14 protein-coding genes and 1 pseudogene are annotated in these 16,735 nt (G+C 64.6%); 10 read left to right on the forward strand and 5 right to left on the reverse strand.

Features of this window, described 5'->3' with window-relative positions:
- Positions 1-28: 28 nt before the first annotated feature.
- From ACM9ME_RS04450 to ACM9ME_RS04460, 3 genes are read left to right on the forward strand one after another with little or no spacing between them, the layout of a single operon-like run.
- The gene (locus tag ACM9ME_RS04450; RefSeq protein WP_415642234.1) at positions 29-328 is read left to right on the forward strand and encodes a YggT family protein; all 300 of its coding nucleotides are present in this window, start codon (positions 29-31) and stop codon (positions 326-328) included.
- The gene (folD, locus tag ACM9ME_RS04455; protein WP_415642235.1) at positions 325-1,170 is read left to right on the forward strand and encodes a bifunctional methylenetetrahydrofolate dehydrogenase/methenyltetrahydrofolate cyclohydrolase FolD; all 846 of its coding nucleotides are present in this window, start codon (positions 325-327) and stop codon (positions 1,168-1,170) included. The genes ACM9ME_RS04450 and folD overlap by 4 nt, the downstream gene beginning before the upstream one ends.
- Positions 1,167-1,787, forward strand: a complete 621-nt coding sequence (locus tag ACM9ME_RS04460; RefSeq protein ID WP_415642236.1) for a MarC family protein — start codon at positions 1,167-1,169, stop codon at positions 1,785-1,787. Before folD ends, ACM9ME_RS04460 begins: the two co-directional genes overlap by 4 nt.
- Here the strand turns inward: ACM9ME_RS04460 and ACM9ME_RS04465 are convergent.
- Entirely contained in the window at positions 1,784-2,338 is a 555-nt protein-coding gene (locus tag ACM9ME_RS04465; protein WP_415642237.1) for a GNAT family N-acetyltransferase, read from the reverse strand. The two genes, ACM9ME_RS04460 and ACM9ME_RS04465, sit on opposite strands and share 4 nt — an antisense overlap.
- Positions 2,335-4,191, reverse strand: coding sequence for a signal peptide peptidase SppA (sppA, locus tag ACM9ME_RS04470; RefSeq protein WP_415642411.1), 1,857 nt, complete (start codon positions 4,189-4,191; stop codon positions 2,335-2,337). Before sppA ends, ACM9ME_RS04465 begins: the two co-directional genes overlap by 4 nt.
- 79 nt (positions 4,192-4,270) lie before the next feature.
- Here sppA and ACM9ME_RS04475 point away from each other — a divergent pair, with 79 nt between their 5' ends.
- Positions 4,271-5,656 (forward strand): MATE family efflux transporter, encoded by a 1,386-nt coding sequence (locus tag ACM9ME_RS04475; RefSeq protein WP_415642238.1) that lies wholly within the window; start codon positions 4,271-4,273, stop codon positions 5,654-5,656.
- On the opposite strand, the gene ACM9ME_RS04480 is transcribed toward ACM9ME_RS04475, so the two are convergent.
- Both ACM9ME_RS04480 and ACM9ME_RS04485 read right to left on the reverse strand, forming a co-directional pair.
- Positions 5,628-7,214: a ShlB/FhaC/HecB family hemolysin secretion/activation protein gene (locus ACM9ME_RS04480; protein ID WP_415642239.1), complete on the reverse strand. Its 1,587-nt coding sequence runs from the start codon at positions 7,212-7,214 to the stop codon at positions 5,628-5,630. The two genes, ACM9ME_RS04475 and ACM9ME_RS04480, sit on opposite strands and share 29 nt — an antisense overlap.
- 78 nt (positions 7,215-7,292) lie before the next feature.
- Positions 7,293-8,189 carry a hypothetical protein gene (locus tag ACM9ME_RS04485; protein WP_415642240.1) on the reverse strand — a complete coding sequence of 299 codons (897 nt, stop codon included), beginning with the start codon at positions 8,187-8,189 and terminating at the stop codon, positions 7,293-7,295.
- A gap of 266 nt (positions 8,190-8,455) precedes the next feature.
- On the opposite strand from ACM9ME_RS04485, the gene groES reads away from it, so the two are divergent.
- A complete protein-coding gene (groES, locus tag ACM9ME_RS04490; RefSeq protein ID WP_415642241.1) occupies positions 8,456-8,743 on the forward strand; it encodes a co-chaperone GroES in 288 nt (95 codons plus the stop codon).
- A gap of 92 nt (positions 8,744-8,835) precedes the next feature.
- Positions 8,836-10,485, forward strand: coding sequence for a chaperonin GroEL (gene groL / locus ACM9ME_RS04495; protein ID WP_415642242.1), 1,650 nt, complete (start codon positions 8,836-8,838; stop codon positions 10,483-10,485).
- A gap of 170 nt (positions 10,486-10,655) precedes the next feature.
- Here the strand turns inward: groL and ACM9ME_RS04500 are convergent, their stop codons facing one another.
- Complete coding sequence (locus ACM9ME_RS04500; protein ID WP_415642243.1) at positions 10,656-10,964, reverse strand: hypothetical protein; 309 nt, start codon at positions 10,962-10,964, stop codon at positions 10,656-10,658.
- 95 nt (positions 10,965-11,059) lie between these two features.
- Here ACM9ME_RS04500 and ACM9ME_RS04505 point away from each other — a divergent pair, with 95 nt between their 5' ends.
- From ACM9ME_RS04505 to metH, 4 genes and pseudogenes are all read left to right on the forward strand, one after another.
- A complete protein-coding gene (locus tag ACM9ME_RS04505) occupies positions 11,060-12,001 on the forward strand; it encodes an ArsR/SmtB family transcription factor (protein ID WP_415642244.1) in 942 nt (313 codons plus the stop codon).
- Positions 11,998-12,939: a methylenetetrahydrofolate reductase [NAD(P)H] gene (gene metF / locus ACM9ME_RS04510; protein ID WP_415642245.1), complete on the forward strand. Its 942-nt coding sequence runs from the start codon at positions 11,998-12,000 to the stop codon at positions 12,937-12,939. Before ACM9ME_RS04505 ends, metF begins: the two co-directional genes overlap by 4 nt.
- Positions 12,936-13,982: a homocysteine S-methyltransferase family protein gene (locus tag ACM9ME_RS04515; protein WP_415642246.1), complete on the forward strand. Its 1,047-nt coding sequence runs from the start codon at positions 12,936-12,938 to the stop codon at positions 13,980-13,982. Before metF ends, ACM9ME_RS04515 begins: the two co-directional genes overlap by 4 nt.
- Positions 13,946-16,591: pseudogene (metH, locus tag ACM9ME_RS04520) on the forward strand (methionine synthase); the annotation flags it as partial. The gene ACM9ME_RS04515 and the pseudogene metH, both read left to right, overlap by 37 nt.
- Between the last annotated feature and the right edge of the window lie 144 nt (positions 16,592-16,735).

The raw sequence follows: 16,735 nt of genomic DNA on the forward strand, positions 1-16,735 counted from the left end.
GAGGCGTTAGCGTCGCTATCTGCGCGCTATGATCACGCTCATTCAAATCCTCATGGTCCTGCTCAACGTGGTGTGGTGGATCATCGTCGTCCAGGCGGTGCTCAGCTGGCTGATCGCGTTCAACGTGATCAACACGTCCAATCCGACCGTGCGCTCGATCTGGCAGGCGCTCGATCGGCTGACCGAGCCGCTTTACCGCCCGATCCGCCGCATCCTCCCCGATTTCGGCGCGCTCGACCTGTCGCCGATGGTCGTGTTGCTGCTGCTCTACATTCTCAGCAACATCGTCCTGCCCAACATCCTCATGTCGGTCGCGGCGAACGGATGATCATCGACGGCAAGGCCGCTGCTGCAACGCTGCGCGCCGAAGTCGCAGCGGAGGTGGCCAAACTGGCCCGCGCGCCCGGCCTCGGCGTAGTTCTGGTCGGTGAAGACCCCGCCAGCGCGGTCTATGTGCGGTCAAAGAACAAGGCCTGCCGCGAGGCCGGAATGCTCGGCTTCGAACACAAGCTCCCCGCCGGCACGCCCGAAGCCGACCTTCTCGCGCTCGTCCGCCAACTCAACGACGACGACAGCGTGGACGGCATCCTCGTGCAATTGCCGCTGCCCGCGCACATCGACACCAACAAAGTCATCGCCACCGTCTCGCCGCACAAGGATGTGGACGGCTTTCACCCTGAAAATGTCGGACGTTTGGCGAGCGGCCTGCACGGCTTCGTCCCCTGCACGCCAATGGGGTGCCTGATGCTGATCAAAGCCGTGCGCGGCGATCTGGCGGGCCTCGATGCGGTGGTCATCGGACGCAGCAACATCGTCGGCAAGCCGATGGCGCAACTCCTCCTCGGCGAAAGCTGCACCGTCACCGTCGCGCACAGCCGCACCCGCGATTTGCCCGCAGTCGTGCGCCGCGCCGACATTGTCGTCGCGGCGGTGGGCCGTCCAAACATGGTCACGGGCGACTGGCTCAAACCCGGCGCGACGGTGATCGATGTCGGCATCAATCGCGGCGCAGACGGCAAGCTGGTCGGCGATGTTGATTTCGCCAGCGCGGAAGGAATCGCCGGTGCGATCACCCCCGTCCCCGGCGGCGTCGGCCCAATGACCATCGCCTGCCTGCTCAAGAACACCCTGACCAGCGCGCAGCGGCGGCAGGGCGTGCAGCGCAAGTGACCGAGCTCCTCCCCCTGTTCGTGTCCGCGTTCGCGACATTCTTCGTCGTCATCGATCCGCCCGGCTGCGCACCGATTTTCGGCAGTCTCGTCGCGGGCACCCCTGCTGCCCACCGCCGGGCGATGGCGATCCGGTCGGTCCTGGTCGCGGCGGGAATATTGTTTGCCTTTGCGTTGGTCGGGAAGGGGTTTCTCCACGCGCTCGGCGTCGGTCTGCCCGCATTTCGCATCGCCGGCGGCGTAATGTTGTTCATGATCGCACTCGATATGGTGTTCGAAAAACGCACCGAGCGGCGTGAGAATCGTGCTGCGAATGTCGACGAAGCCGATGACATCAGCGTGTTTCCGATGGGTATTCCGATGATCGCCGGGCCGGGATCGATCGCGTCGGCGATGCTGCTGACCAGCCGCGCCGAAGGCTGGGTCGAACGCGGCGTCGTGCTTGCCGCTCTGGCGCTGACGCTTCTCCTGACGATGCTCGCTTTATTGGCGGCCGGGCCGCTGCTCAGACTCCTCGGCAACAAGCTCGAGGCGATGATCACGCGCGTACTGGGTGTGATCCTCGCGGCATTGGCGGCGCAATTCGTGATCGATGGAATCCGCGCCTCGTTTTTTTAGGCGCGGACAACACCCACATCCGCAAACGCCCGCACTTCCGTCGGCGGATCGCTCGGTTCGTCGAGTTCGGCCTGCCAGTAACCGATGTCGAGCCAGCTACCCGATTTCCACCCAACCTCGCGCAACTGCCCGGCACGGCGGAAACCCACCGATTCGTGCATCGAAATCGACCAGTCGTTGGGCAGCGCGATCACGGCCACCGCCTGCACATACCCTTGCGTTTTCAGCGTCGCCAGCAACCGCGCATAAAGCAGCCGCCCGACGCCCTTGCCGCGCTGATCGCCGGCCAGATAAACCGATGTCTCGACGGTCCAGCGATACGCCGCGCGCGCCTTGAACGTCGTCGCATAGGCGTAACCCAGCACCAACCCGTCCTCATCGGTGGCGATCAACCACGGGTGCAGCGGCGATGCCGTCATCCGTTCGGCCATCGTCGCGGGGCTGGGCGGTTCGGTCTCGAAACTGATCGTCGAGGTGCGGACATAAGGCGCATAGATATCGGCGATCGCCGCCGCATCCGCCGCCGTCGCCGCGCGGATCGCGATGGTCACAGCTTCAACCACATGCGGACGATCTCCATCAGGCTCGCATCGGGTGCGCGCACCGCCAGCGGAACGGGGCATTCGAGGCACCGCGCCTGAATCGCCGCCGCCCCGACCATGCCGCGCATTTCGCCCAGCGCCGCCGCGATCTCGCTCATCCGGATATGCGTCAACGTGGTCAGCGCATCCGGCGTCTGGTCGTCGTCGGTATCGCCCGAATTGGCCCAGCCTTCGGCCAGTGCCTGCGTCCAGCTCTTGGGCTTTTCGAGCCAGATGGCATGGCGCGCATTCGGGTCGATCTTGGCCAGCCGCGCCGCTTCGGCAATCGCAGCGTCGATCCCGCCGAACCGGTCGACCAACCCCAATTGCCGCGCCGATCCGCCGTCCCACACGCGACCCTGCGCGATCTCGTTGACGCGGGCGAGGGGGATGCGCCGCGCCGTGCTGACCAGCGATACGAAGCGTCCGTACGTTCCCTCGACGCTGCGCTGGATCAGGCTGTCGAACGCCGGACTGGTCCCGCCGATGATGTCGGGCTGGCCCGACAGCGGCGTCGTCTTGATCCCATCCGACGTCACGCCGATCTTGGCCAGTGCGCCTTCGAAGGTCGGGATGATCCCGAACACCCCGATCGATCCGGTGATCGTCGCGGGTTCGGCAAACACGCGGTCCGCCGCCGTCGTCACCCAATAACCGCCCGACGCCGCGACATTGGCCATCGACACCACCACGGGGATGCCCGCCGCGCGCGCCGCGACCAGGCTTTCACGGATGCGGTCGCTGGCCAGCGCCGATCCGCCCGGCGAATCGACGCGCAGCACCAATGCCTTGACGGTCCCCGTTGCCACCGCCCGGTCGATCAGCCGCGCGATGGTGTCGCCGCCCGCCGTCCCCGCATCGGCGGTCCCATCGACGATGTCGCCCGCAACCGTCGCCACCGCGATCGCGCCATCGCCCGATTGATACGGATGCGCGGAGATGAAGGCGGGCAGCTCGATCGCCGCGAACGGCGCGCCGCGCGTGCCCGACCCGGCAATGCGCGCGACCGCTGCACCGAATGCCGCGCGGCTGCCCAATTTATCGACGATGCCATTGCTTAACGCCGCTTCGGCGAGGCCCGGCGCATCGGCCACCGCGCCTTGCGGGTCGGCGGTGTACGCCGCCAGCTTGGCCTTGGGCCGCGCCTTCGCAATCTCATTCTGCCAGTTCGACCATAAAGCCCCGGCCAGCGCGAGATTGGCCTCCTTCGCCTCCGGCGATGCCTCGCTGCGCGTGTACGGCTCGACGAACGATTTGAACTTGCCGACGCGATAGACGTGGACGTTGGCCCCGACCTTGTCGATCAGCCCCTTGTAATAGAGGTGCGAGCCACCCGGCCCCGCGAACAGCGCCAGCCCCATCGGATCGAGCCACACTTCGCTGGCATGCGCCGCCAGTTGATAACTGTCATCGGTATAGCCAGTGGCGAAAGCGAGCACTTTCTTGCCCGATTTGCGGAACCGGTCGAGCGCCGCGCCGACATCGCTCAGGCTGACCTGACCACCGCCAGTGAACCCGTCGAGGTTAAGCGCGATCGCCTTGACCCGCCCGTCGCCCGTCGCCGCATCGATCGCGGTCAGTATGTCGCGCAGGCGATACTGCCGTGTCGCGCTACCGCCTGCTGCCTGGCCGAACGACACCGGCGCGGGTTGCTCGACCAGCGCGCCGTTCAGGTCGAGCAACAACGCGCCCTCGCCCAGCGTCGGATTGGGTCGCCCCTTCAGCCCCGCGTAAAGCAGCGCGAAGAACAACAGCAGGAACAACAGCACCAGCGCGTCCTTGACGCCGACCAGCAATTTCCACGCGCTCGCAACGATCCGCATCACGTCTTCCTCGTTCCACCGCCGCGCTAACGCCGCCCCGCGCTCTAGTAAACGTGGCAGCCTTCGCTCAAAGGGCCGCATGCCCGCAGCTTCGCCCGCCTGGCGCGTCGAAGCGCGCGCAACACTCGCGCTGGCGCTGCCGTTGGTCGCGGCGAACCTGCTGCAAATGGCGGTCTATGCGGTCGACGTGATTTTCGTCGCGCGGCTCGGCCCGCAATCGCTCGCCGCGTCGTCGCTGTCGGTGTCGATCCTCGGGCTGTTGCTGTGGTCGTCAACCGGTCTGGTCGGGGCAGTTTCGCCGCTCGTCGCCGCCGAACTCGGTCGCCGCCGCCACGCGGTGCGCGAAGTGCGGCGCAGCTTCCGCATGGGGCTATGGCTGTCGGCGCTGGCATCCGCCGTCGTCCTGCTGCTGTGCGCGGCGGGACCGTGGTTCATGCAGGCGACGGGACAGGATGCGGATGTGGTCGCCACGGCCCGCCCGTTCCTGCACATATTAATGTGGTCGACGCCCCCCGCGATCGTTGCGGCGATGCTGCGCAGCTTCGTCGCGGCGATGGGTCGCGCGGCCGTCGCGACGCTGATCATCGCGCTCGGCCTCGCGATCAACATTGTGGGCAATTACGCGCTGGTGTTCGGCCATTTCGGATGTCCCGCGCTCGGGCTGCAAGGCTCGGCGATCTCCAGCATCGTCACCACCAGTGGCATGTTGCTGGCTTATGTCGCGGTGATCCTCACCGACCGCCGCCTGCGGCGTTACCATTTGTTCGGCCGCTGGTGGCGCGCCGACTGGGTGCGTTTTCTCGACTTGCTGCGCGTCGGGCTGCCGATCTGCGGCACGATCGTCGCCGAAGCCGGATTGTTTTCCGGCGCGGCCTTCCTGATGGGCCGGATCGGCGAGGCCGAGCTGGCCGGACACACCATCGCGCTGCAGATCGCAGCCGTCGCGTTCCAGATTCCCTTCGGCATCGCCCAGGCGGGAACGATCCGCGTCGGCTATGCCTTTGGTGCCGGAGACCGCGCCGGAATTGCACGCGCCGGCAATGCGGCGATCATTCTGGGCATCGCCGTGATGACGCTGACCGCGAGCGCGATGTGGTTCGCCCCGCGCCAATTGCTCAGCCTGTATGTCGATACCGATGCACCGGAAAATGCTGTTTTGGTCGCGTTCGCCCTTCAATACATGATCGTCGCCGCAGCGTTTCAGCTGGCCGATGGCGCGCAGGCGGTGGCGGCCGGGGCGCTGCGCGGACTGCAGGACACGCGCGTGCCCATGGCGATCGCCGTGTTCGGATATTGGCTGCCGGGCTTCGGCACCGCGATCGTGCTCGGTTTCTATACCCCGCTGCGGGGGTTGGGCGTGTGGATCGGCCTCGCCGTCGGCCTGCTCGTGGTGGCGATCCTGTTGCTGTATCGCTGGAGCCGCCGCGACCGGTTGCTCATGTCGTTATCCGCCACGACACCGTAAGCCGCCACTTCTCGGCATAGCCCGGGGTCGGCCGGTCGATCACGCGCGATCCTTCCAGCCCCAGCTCATATTTCTCGCGATACCGCGCGCGAAACCCCGCCCCGGCGGACCCCAGCGAATAGCTCTGGTCGGCAAGGCCCGGCGCACCCAGCACCGTCAGCCGCCCCTCATCGATAAAGGTGTAAATCTCGCTGGTCTTGAGCCGCTCGATCTTGAGCGGTTGATATGCGAACTCGGCAAGCGCCCCGACACCGCGATCGCCCGACAGCACGCCGGTATCGAACGCCCGCCCGATCGTCTCTCCGCCCAGCGTCATCCGTTCGGCGGCAGGCAAATTGTCGCGCGTATATTGCGCGGTCAGCGATCCGCGCAGCGCCGCGCGCTTGCCGATCGCCTGCGCCACCGAAGCCGCCGCCGTCGCTTTCAGGAAATCGGGCTGAATATAGGGCGCGGCGGCACGCGCACCGAGTCCGTCAAAGCCCTTGGACAGCGACACCAGCACCGATGCCGAACGATTGGGCAGGGTTACCGAGAAACTCGCGGCACCGCGCACCACGCGCGTGCGTTCGCTGGCGATGATGTTGCCGAACGCGGCATTGTCGCTGTTCAACCCTTCGAACGACAGGCTGACATCGGCAGATCGTTTGAAACTGTGGATCAACGGATAAGATAGCGATGCTGCCGCCTGCCGCGCCTTCCCGCGGATCGGAATGAATTTGGGCCGCGTCTCGAAATAGGCGGCGGACAGCCCCGCGGTCAGCCCGTCACCGCCGATCGGTGCGCTGTAACCTGCCGAGGCAAAGCGATAGCGTTTGAAATCGCGGGCCGCGCTCCCCGTCAGCGTGAACTGGTCACCATCTATCGCGGTGCCATAGAGCTCGAGCGCGGCGTCGAACTGTCCGCCGCCCAGCAAATCGATCCCGCGGCTGCTGAATCCGCCGGTCAGCTTGTGTCGCTTTTGCTTGACCGCAACGCCCATCACCAGCGCACCGTCGAAATTCGGATCGGTGAATTGCGGCGTCATCGTCAGCCCGGGGATGGCCTGTGCCAGCGTCAATTGCCGTTCGAACGTCGCCCGGCTCAGCGGCTTTTGCTGCGTCAGCGGGGCGAGGCGGCGGCGCAATTGCGGATGTCGCTTCGGATCGCCCTGAATTTCGACTCGCGCGATGCTGCCTTCGGTCAGGCTTACAGTGACAATGCCGCCCGCAAAATCCTGTTCGGGGATTGCAACGGTATAAAGGGCCACCGCGCTCGAGCCATAAGCGGTTGACAACGCCGCAGCGAGTTCGCCCAGCGTCTTGGCTGTTGCCGGCTTGCCGAGGAAACGTCCGGCGGCGGCAGCGACGGGAGCGGGCGCCTTGGCCCCTCTGAACCTAATGCCCTTGATCGGCGTATCGCTGCCCACCGAAATGACTTTGGCGGGGATCCGCACCGGTTGAACCGGCACTGGCGCGCGTGGTGCCGCGCGGTCGATACGGTCGCGCGAAATCGGCAAATCGCCAATGCGCGGCGCAGTGCTCGCCGCTCCTGCGGCGAGCAGCATCAAGGCTTGGATCATGATATCCCCTTCACAACTGGACAAAAGGGGAGCGGCGGCGTGCGGGATTGCAGTCCGCGCCGCCGCTCCAAGGGGGAGTTAGCCGCCGGGCTTGAGCACGCCCTTGACCGTTCCGCCGACCAGCGTCCCGACCGCGCCGAGCGGTGTCGCAACGCCCGCACCAGCACCGCCGGCCGCGGTAATGGGCAGGGTTACACCGCCCGCCGATCCGGTCAGGCCGGCGACAGTCCCGGTTGCGGTATTGACCACGCCGGTGACGATGCCGGTCGTGCCCGTTGTCGTCCCGGTCGCGCCGGTGACGGTGCCGAGGACACCCGACGCCGCGCCGGTGCCGACCAGTCCGCCCGCCAGCGGAATGCCATTGCCGACATTGACCGCCGCCAGCGTGCCCTGGACCGGCACCGGATTGAGCAGACCCACGCCGATCAGCGACGGCCGCCCTGGTGCAGCGATCACGCTGTTGGTGCCCAGATCGATGCGCACGACGTCGCCGACAACGCCCTTGACCGTGTTGAGCGAAACCGTCCGGCCATTGCCGATATCGACCAAAGTCTGGCCGGTATTGCGCAGCACCGCGGTTACTGTGCCGGTCACCGGAGTCAGCGCCGGAACTGCGCCGTTCACGGTATTGGCGAGCTGGGCATGCTTGCCCGCCACGCCGATGACGACGTTGCCCGCCGTGGTGATCACGCCGGCACCCAGGCCGCCCTGCATACCGGTTGCACCCGTCGACCCGGTCGCACCCGTGCTTCCGGTGGCGCCGGTCGATCCGGTCGCGCCGGTCGATCCCGTGCCACCGGTTGCGCCGGTACTGCCGGTACCATCGCTACCGTCACTACCATTGCCGCCCGTCGCACCAACGTCACCGACTGACGCAAGACGATAGCCGCCAGAGCTGCTGCACGCCACCATCGCCGTCAGTGGCAATGTCAGGATTACTGTTTTCAGCAAACTATTGAATGTTTGTCCCTGCATGGTCTGTCTCCTCTAGTGCGCGGGACTTACCCGCTGCGATTAAGCCAACCCTTCGACTCTCGTAGCGGTTCCGTTGTATTTGAAACCAAAGATCTTTGTCTTGTTCATTATTTGAACTATTGTGATAGTCATTTCATCTTGCTGTGCATTATGGGTATAAATCTGCACCGCTTGACGGCTCATGGGCCGCTTCCCATATGCGCCTTGCTGGCACTCATGGATTCGGAGTGCCAATTGCTTTTTGTAAGAGCTGAGAGGGCCAAACTATGAATTTTCGACCGCTGCATGACCGCGTGCTCGTCCGCCGCATCGAGGCTGATGAAAAGACCGCAGGCGGCATCATCATCCCCGACACTGCCAAGGAGAAGCCGCAGGAAGGCGAAATCGTCGCCGCCGGCTCGGGCACCAAGGCCGAAGACGGCACGATCACCCCGCTCGACGTCAAGGCCGGCGACAAGATCCTGTTCGGCAAATGGTCGGGCACCGAGGTCAAGCTCGAGGGCGAAGACCTGATCATCATGAAGGAAAGCGACATTCTGGGCATTGTTGGCTGATCGCCAACGGGCTCGGGCTCGTCGCCTGACCTGATGCGGCCTGTTTCAGGGCTAAACTTAGACTAAACTTCCAATCCGAAAGGGCAGCTGACATGGCTTCCAAAGACGTAAAATTCGGTCGTGACGCGCGTGAGCGCATTCTTCGCGGCGTCGATATCCTCGCCGACGCGGTCAAGGTGACCCTGGGGCCGAAGGGCCGCAACGTCGTCATCGACAAGAGCTTCGGTGCCCCGCGCATCACCAAGGACGGCGTCACCGTCGCCAAGGAAATCGAGCTCAAGGACAAGTTCGAGAATATGGGCGCGCAGATGCTGCGCGAAGTCGCCTCGAAGACCAACGACAATGCCGGTGACGGCACGACCACCGCGACCGTATTGGCCCAGGCCATCGTGCGCGAAGGCATGAAGTCGGTCTCGTCGGGCATGAACCCGATGGACTTGAAGCGTGGCATCGATCTCGCCGTGACCAAGGTCGTCGAAGACCTGCAGTCGCGGTCCAAGCCCGTGTCGGGCAGCCAGGAAATCGCCCAGGTCGGCATCATTTCGGCGAACGGCGACACCGTCGTCGGTGAAAAGATTGCCGAAGCGATGGAAAAGGTCGGCAAGGAAGGCGTGATCACCGTCGAGGAAGCCAAAGGACTCGAGTTCGAACTCGACGTCGTCGAAGGCATGCAGTTCGACCGTGGCTACCTCTCGCCCTACTTCATCACCAACCCGGAAAAAATGTCGGTCGAGCTTCAGGACCCCTATATCCTGATCCACGAAAAGAAGCTGTCGAACTTGCAGGCGATGCTCCCGATCCTGGAAGCCGTCGTCCAGTCGGGCCGTCCGCTGCTGATCATCGCCGAAGACATCGAGGGTGAGGCTCTGGCCACGCTCGTCGTCAACAAGCTGCGCGGCGGCCTCAAGGTCGCGGCCGTCAAGGCGCCGGGCTTCGGCGATCGTCGCAAGGCGATGCTCGAAGACATCGCCGTCCTGACCAAGGGCGAAGTGATCTCGGAAGACCTCGGCATCAAGCTCGAAAACGTCACGCTCGAAATGCTCGGCACCGCCAAGCGCGTCTCGATCGACAAGGACAACACCACCATCGTCGACGGTGCGGGTGAAGCCGATGCGATCAAGGGCCGCGTCGAAGCGATCCGTCAGCAGATCGAGAACACCACCAGCGATTATGACAAGGAAAAGCTCCAGGAGCGTCTTGCCAAGCTCGCCGGCGGTGTTGCCGTGATCAAGGTCGGCGGTGCTTCGGAGGTCGAAGTCAAGGAGCGCAAGGATCGCGTCGACGACGCACTCCACGCGACCCGTGCGGCGGTCGAAGAAGGCATCGTCCCCGGTGGCGGTACCGCGTTGCTCTACGCGACCAAGGCGCTCGAGGGGCTGACCGGCTCGAACGACGACCAGACGCGCGGCGTCGACATCGTGCGCAAGTCGCTGACGACGCTGGTTCGCCAGATCGCGCAGAATGCCGGCCATGACGGTGCGGTGGTTTCGGGCAAGTTGCTCGAAGGCAACGACCCGACAATGGGCTTCAACGCCCAGACCGACAAGTATGAGAATCTGGTCGCGGCCGGCGTGATCGACCCGACCAAGGTCGTCCGTACCGCGCTGCAGAACGCAGCGTCGGTCGCCGGTCTGCTCATCACCACCGAAGCGGCTGTCTCGGAAATGCCCGAAGACAAGCCTGCCATGGGTGGCGGCATGGGCGGCGGCGGAATGGGCGGAATGGGCGGAATGGATTTCTGATTTCGGGCACGGGATAGCCTTCGGGCTATCCCGACCACGAAATCAGAACGGCCGGCCTCGCTCTTGCGAGGACCGACGACGTGGCTTTGCCACGGCGCCCTTCTGACCAACCAAAAAAGGGCCGGAGCGCACCCAGCGCCCTGGCCCCTTTCTTACCCGGACAAGGCGCCTTAGCGCTTCATCGAATTCCCGGCATCCTTCATCGCGTCGCCGGTATCGTCCATCGCATTCGCGGTCGAAGCACGCATCTTGTCGGCGGCGGACATTGTGTGGTTGCCCGCCGAGTCCATCGCATTGCCTGCCGACATCATCGCATCGTTGGTCGCGGCATTGACGTCACTGACCGCTTCATTGGTCGTCGTGGCGGTGTCGGAGACCGCGCCGTTATAGGTTTCGCTGGCATTTTGTTCGGTCGATTTCGAACATGCGCCGAGCGCGAGGGTCGCAATCGCGGCGGCGGTCAGCAGTGTCTTGGTCATCACATCGTCTCCCTGTAGATTCCCGCTCAACCCCCGGACCGGCATATTCGTTGCACGTTAACCTCTGCGTTGACCGCATATAAGGATTTCTTTATATGCGCCTCGTGGACACGCTGACCGATCTTTTCCGGGCCTTGGCCGATCCGACCCGGCTGCGCATCGTCGCGTTGCTCGGGCAAATGGAACTGGCCGTCGGCGAACTGGCGCAGGTGCTGGAACAGAGCCAGCCGCGCGTGTCGCGTCACGTCAAGATTCTGTGCGACGCCGGGCTCGCCTGCCGCCGCCGCGAAGGCAGTTGGGTATTCCTGACCCCCGGTGACGCAACCATTGCCGAACCGCTCGAAGCATTGATCCACGCGGCAGGCGGCGCCGAACTGGGCCGCGAGGACATAGCCCACCTCGCGGCGATCCGCGCCGAACGCACCGCTGCGGCCGAGCGCTTTTTCGCTCAACACGCGCACGAATGGGACGCGCTGCGCTCACTCCACGCCCCTGACGACTCGGTCGAGGCGCGGATGCGCGCGATGCTCTCGGGACCACTCGGCCAACTCGTCGATCTCGGCACCGGCACCGGCCGGATGATCGAGCTGTTCAGCGCGCAAGCCAGCCGCGCGACGGGCATCGACCGCAGCCCCGAAATGCTCCGCCTCGCGCGCGCCAAGCTCGACGGCCAACCCTGCGACCTGCGTCAGGGGGAGATTGCCGCCCTGCCGCTGAACGACGCGGTGGCCGACACGGTCATCGTCCATCAAGTCCTGCACTATCTTTCCGAACCCGCCGTCGCGATCGGCGAGGCCGCGCGCATTCTCGCGCCCGGCGGCCGCTTGTTGATTGCCGACTTTGCCAGCCACGAGCATGAAGAATTGCGCGACGGCGCCGCGCACGCGCGGCTCGGCTTCGAGGATGCCCAAATCGCGGGCTGGCTGGCGGATGCGGGCCTGACACTCGACGCGACCGAAACGCTTGAAGGCGGCACGCTGACCGTCAAATTGTGGCGCGCCGCCAAGCCCGCTTTGGCCCGAAAGCTCGCCGCATGACGCTCTCGGTCCGCCAGCTCGAAGAAGCGCGCCGTGCGCTTGCCGCACCGTTGTTCGCCGATGTTGCGGGCGATATCGCCGTGTCGTTCGAATTCTTCCCGCCCAAATCCGACAAGATGGCCGAAACCCTGTGGCAGTCGGTCGAGACCCTCGCCCCGCTTAACCCCCGTTTCGTGTCGGTAACCTATGGCGCCGGTGGTTCGACACGCGAGCGCACCCACGCGACAGTCGAACGCATCGCGCGCGAAACCAGCATCCCGGCGGCCGCGCATCTCACCTGCGTCGAAGCATCACGCGAAGAAATTGACGCCGTCGCCGACGCCTATTGGCAAGCGGGGGTGCGCCACATCGTCGCCTTGCGCGGCGACATGCCGACTTCAGGCACGCCCTACGCTGTGCATCCCGGCGGTTATGAAAACGCGGCCACTCTCGTCGCCGGACTGCGCCAGCTGCATCCCTTCGAAATCTCCGTCGCCGCTTATCCCGAATGCCATCCGGATTCGCCGCATGCCACCGCCGATCTCGACAATCTCAAGCGCAAGCTCGACGCCGGGGCGACGCGCGCGATCACGCAGTTTTTTCACGAGGCCGAGACGTTCTTTCGCTTCCGCGACGCGGCGACGGCTGCGGGGATCGACGCCGAGATCGTCCCAGGCATCATGCCGGTGATGAACTTTGCCAGTGTAAAGCGCATGTCGACGATGTGCGGCACGGCTGTTCCCGCCTGGCTGGAAAAGCTGTTTGCCGGCCTCGACGATCTCCCCGCCGCGCGCCAATTGGTCGCGGCGACCGTTGCCGCGGAATTGTGCCGCCGCCTCTACGCTGGCGGCGTGCGCCAGTTCCACTTCTACACCCTCAACCGCGCCGAGCTGAGCTATGCGATCTGCCATCTGCTCGGCGTTCGCCCGCAAGGCAGCGCGATGGAGCAGGCGGCATGACCAAGCGCGAACAGCTCATCGCCGAAGCCGGCAAACGCATTCTGCTGACCGACGGCGCGTTCGGCACCGAGATCCAGAACTGGAAGCTGTCCGAAGCCGATTACGCCGGGTTGCTCGGCCTGACGCTCGATCAAAAGGGCAATAACGACATCCTCGCACTGTCGAAACCGGACGTGCCAAAGACGATCACCCGCGCCTATCTCGATGCCGGATCGGACATCGTCTCGACCAACACCTTTTCCGCCAACCGCATCAGCCAGGCGGACTACGGCGCCGAGCATCTGGTCCGCGACATCAATGTGCAAAGCGGTCGCGTCGCGCGCACGCTCGCCGACGAATATACCGCCAGGGACGGTCGCCCGCGCTTCGTTGCTGGTGCGATCGGACCGACTAACAAGACGCTGTCGCTCAGCCCCGACGTCAACGATCCGGGTTTTCGCGAGATCGATTTCGACGAACTGACCGCCGTCTATCGCGAACAGACCGAAGCGCTGGCCGAAGGCGGTTGCGACTTCATTCTGATCGAAACCGTGTTCGACACGCTCAATGCCAAGGCCGGGATCATGGCGGTCAAGCAGGCCGAGGCCGCTTTGGGCCGCGAACTACCCATCATGATGTCGATGACCCTGACCGACCTGTCGGGCCGCAATTTGTCGGGCCACACGGTCGAGGCGTTCTGGCACTCGGTTCGCCATGCCCGCCCGCTGACCATCGGCCTCAATTGCTCGTTCGGCGCGCAGCAAATCCGCCCGCATGTGAAGGTCTTGAGCGCGCTCGCCGACACTTTGATCATGGTTTACCCCAATGCCGGGCTGCCCAACGATCTCGGCGCGTATGACGAACTGCCCGACGAGACTGCGGCATTGGTCGGCGAATGGGCCGAGGCAGGTCAGGTCAACATCTTGGGCGGCTGCTGCGGCTCGACCCCCGCGCACATCGCCGCCATGGTACGCAAGATTGCCGGACTTGCGCCGCGCGTGCTGCCCAGTGTTCCCGTGCAGACACGCCTCGCCGGCCTCGAACCGATGACGCTCGCGGCCTGAGCCGCATCACATTCATGACGCAATCGACCGCAACCTTCGTCAATATCGGCGAGCGCACCAACGTCACCGGATCGGCGGCGTTCAAGAAGCTGATCATGGCGGGCGATTATTCGCGCGCGGTCGAAGTCGCGCGCCAACAGGTGGAAAACGGCGCGCAGATCATCGACGTCAACATGGACGAAGGGCTGCTCGATTCCGAAGCGGCGATGGTCACCTTCCTCAAACTGATCGCCGCCGAGCCGGATATCGCGCGCGTCCCGGTCATGGTCGACAGCTCGAAATGGAGTGTGATCGAAGCTGGCCTCAAGTGCGTCCCCGGCAAGCCGATCGTCAATTCGATCAGCATGAAGGAGGGCGAGACGGCCTTCCTCGACCAGGCGCGCAAATGCATGAATTACGGCGCCGCCGTCGTGGTCATGGCGTTCGACGAGACCGGCCAGGCCGACACCCAGGCACGCAAAGAGGAAATCTGCGCGCGCGCTTACGACCTCCTGATGACCATCGGCTTCCCGCCCGAGGACATCATTTTCGATCCCAACATCTTTGCCGTCGCGACGGGGATCGAGGAGCATAATAACTACGCGGTCGACTTCATCGAGGCGGTCAAAAACATCCGCATCCGTTGCCCGCACGCGCATTTTTCGGGCGGCCTGTCGAATCTAAGCTTCAGCTTCCGCGGCAACGAACCGGTGCGCCGCGCGATGCACAGCGTGTTCCTTTACTACGCGATACCCGCGGGCCTCGACATGGCGATCGTCAATGCCGGCCAGCTCGACGTGTACGACACGATCGACCCCGCGCTCCGTCAGGCGTGCGAGGACGTCATCCTCAACCGCGATCCCGGCGCGACCGAACGGCTGGTCGATCTCGCCGAACGCTATCGCGGCACCGACGCGGCGGTCGAAAAGGCTGCCGAGGAATGGCGCGGCTGGGAAGTCCGCAAGCGGCTCGAACATGCCCTGGTCAAGGGCATCGACATGTATGTCGTCGAGGACACCGAGGAGATGCGCCTCGCTTTGCCCAAGCCGATCGAGGTGATCGAAGGCCCGCTGATGGACGGCATGAACGTCGTCGGAGACCTGTTCGGCAGCGGCAAGATGTTCCTGCCGCAGGTCGTCAAATCGGCGCGCGTGATGAAGAAGGCGGTGGCGCATCTGCTGCCCTTCATCGAAGCCGAAAAGACCCCCGGTCAGCGCGCCAAGGGCCGCATCATCATGGCCACCGTCAAGGGCGACGTCCACGATATCGGCAAGAATATTGTGGGGGTCGTGCTGCAATGTAATGGGTACGAAGTCATCGACCTTGGTGTGATGGTGCCGTGGTCGAAGATTTTGGAAGCCGCGAACGAGAATGATGCGGACATGATCGGCCTCAGCGGGTTGATCACCCCGTCGCTCGACGAAATGGTCACGGTGGCGGAGGAAATGCAGCGCGCGGGCATGACCATGCCGCTGCTGATCGGTGGCGCGACGACTTCGAAAGTCCACACCGCGCTGCGCATCGACCCGGCATACAAAGGCCCGGTCCTGCACGTCCTCGACGCCAGCCGCGCGGTCGGCGTGGCAACGGCGTTGGTCAGCGACACCGGGCGCGACGCCTATGTCGAAGGTTTTGCCAAGGACTACGCGCACGTCCGCGAAGTCCGCGAGGGCAAGGGGCAAAACCCGCTGCTCAGCCTCGAAGACGCGCGCGCCAATGGTGTCAAGGCGGACATGCGGCTGAAACCGCAACCACCGCTCCAGCCCGGCGTGCATCGGTTCGACGATTGGGATTTGGCCGACCTCGCCAGCATCATCGACTGGACGCCATTTTTCCGCGCGTGGGAATTGGCGGGCAATTACCCTGCGATCCTCGACGACGAAGTGGTTGGCGAGTCGGCGCGCAACTTGTTCGACGATGCGCAAGCGATGCTCAAGCGGATCATCGACGAAAAATGGCTCACCGCGCGCGGGGTCGCTGGTTTATGGCCGTGCCGCCGTCACGGCGACGATGTGATCCTCCATCTCGAAGGGGAGGATCACTTCAAATTCAGCTTCCTCCGCCAGCAGATCGCCAAGCGCGAAGGCCGACCCAATATGTGCCTCGCCGACTTTGTCGACCATGATGGCGACTGGATCGGCGGCTTCGCGGTCGGCATCCACGGCATCGAGCCATACCTCGCCGGATTCCGTGCACAGCATGACGATTATCAGGACATCCTGCTCAAGGCGCTGGCGGATCGCTTCGCTGAAGCCTTTGCCGAACGCCTTCACAGCCATGTCCGCACGACATTGTGGGGCTACGCGCCCGGCGAGCAACTTACCCCCGAGGCACTGATCAAGGAAGAGTATCGCGGCATCCGTCCCGCGCCTGGCTATCCGGCATGCCCTGATCACAGCCTCAAGCCGATCCTGTTCGAACTGCTACAGGCGGGCGATACCGGGCTGACGCTGACCGAAAGCTTCGCAATGCTGCCCACCGCGGCAGTCTCCGGCTTTTACTTCGGCCATCCGCAAGCCGAATATTTCGGTGTCGCGCGGATCGGCGAAGGCCAGGTCGAGGATTATGCGGCGCGGCGCGGCGTTGACCTCGACACCGCCCGCCGCTGGCTCAGGCCCAATATCGATTAAACTAGAGGGGGCGCCGCGATGTCCCCCCGCGACGCCCCCACAGGCCCCCACCTGTTGACTGGTTGCGCGAGCGCCGTCGCTGGTGCGACGCGCCCGCCTTGCTTGTCGGCGCTGCTAAACCCTTGCGGCCTCACAAAATTGGAC

Origin of the sequence: Sphingomonas antarctica, assembly GCF_965137005.1 — a bacterium.
In the GTDB taxonomy this organism is placed as follows: domain Bacteria; phylum Pseudomonadota; class Alphaproteobacteria; order Sphingomonadales; family Sphingomonadaceae; genus Sphingomonas_O; species Sphingomonas_O antarctica.

Excerpts from the sequence above, each read along its gene's own strand:
- ACM9ME_RS04450 (WP_415642234.1), top strand. The coding sequence starts at position 29 with ATGATCACGCTCATTCAAATCCTCATGGTCCTGCTCAACGTGGTGTGG.
- folD (WP_415642235.1), top strand. The coding sequence starts at position 325 with ATGATCATCGACGGCAAGGCCGCTGCTGCAACGCTGCGCGCCGAAGTC.
- sppA (WP_415642411.1), bottom strand. The coding sequence starts at position 4,191 with ATGCGGATCGTTGCGAGCGCGTGGAAATTGCTGGTCGGCGTCAAGGAC.
- ACM9ME_RS04475 (WP_415642238.1), top strand. The coding sequence starts at position 4,271 with ATGCCCGCAGCTTCGCCCGCCTGGCGCGTCGAAGCGCGCGCAACACTC.
- ACM9ME_RS04480 (WP_415642239.1), bottom strand. The coding sequence starts at position 7,214 with ATGATCCAAGCCTTGATGCTGCTCGCCGCAGGAGCGGCGAGCACTGCG.
- ACM9ME_RS04485 (WP_415642240.1), bottom strand. The coding sequence starts at position 8,189 with ATGCAGGGACAAACATTCAATAGTTTGCTGAAAACAGTAATCCTGACA.
- groES (WP_415642241.1), top strand. The coding sequence starts at position 8,456 with ATGAATTTTCGACCGCTGCATGACCGCGTGCTCGTCCGCCGCATCGAG.
- groL (WP_415642242.1), top strand. The coding sequence starts at position 8,836 with ATGGCTTCCAAAGACGTAAAATTCGGTCGTGACGCGCGTGAGCGCATT.
- ACM9ME_RS04500 (WP_415642243.1), bottom strand. The coding sequence starts at position 10,964 with ATGACCAAGACACTGCTGACCGCCGCCGCGATTGCGACCCTCGCGCTC.
- ACM9ME_RS04505 (WP_415642244.1), top strand. The coding sequence starts at position 11,060 with ATGCGCCTCGTGGACACGCTGACCGATCTTTTCCGGGCCTTGGCCGAT.
- metF (WP_415642245.1), top strand. The coding sequence starts at position 11,998 with ATGACGCTCTCGGTCCGCCAGCTCGAAGAAGCGCGCCGTGCGCTTGCC.
- ACM9ME_RS04515 (WP_415642246.1), top strand. The coding sequence starts at position 12,936 with ATGACCAAGCGCGAACAGCTCATCGCCGAAGCCGGCAAACGCATTCTG.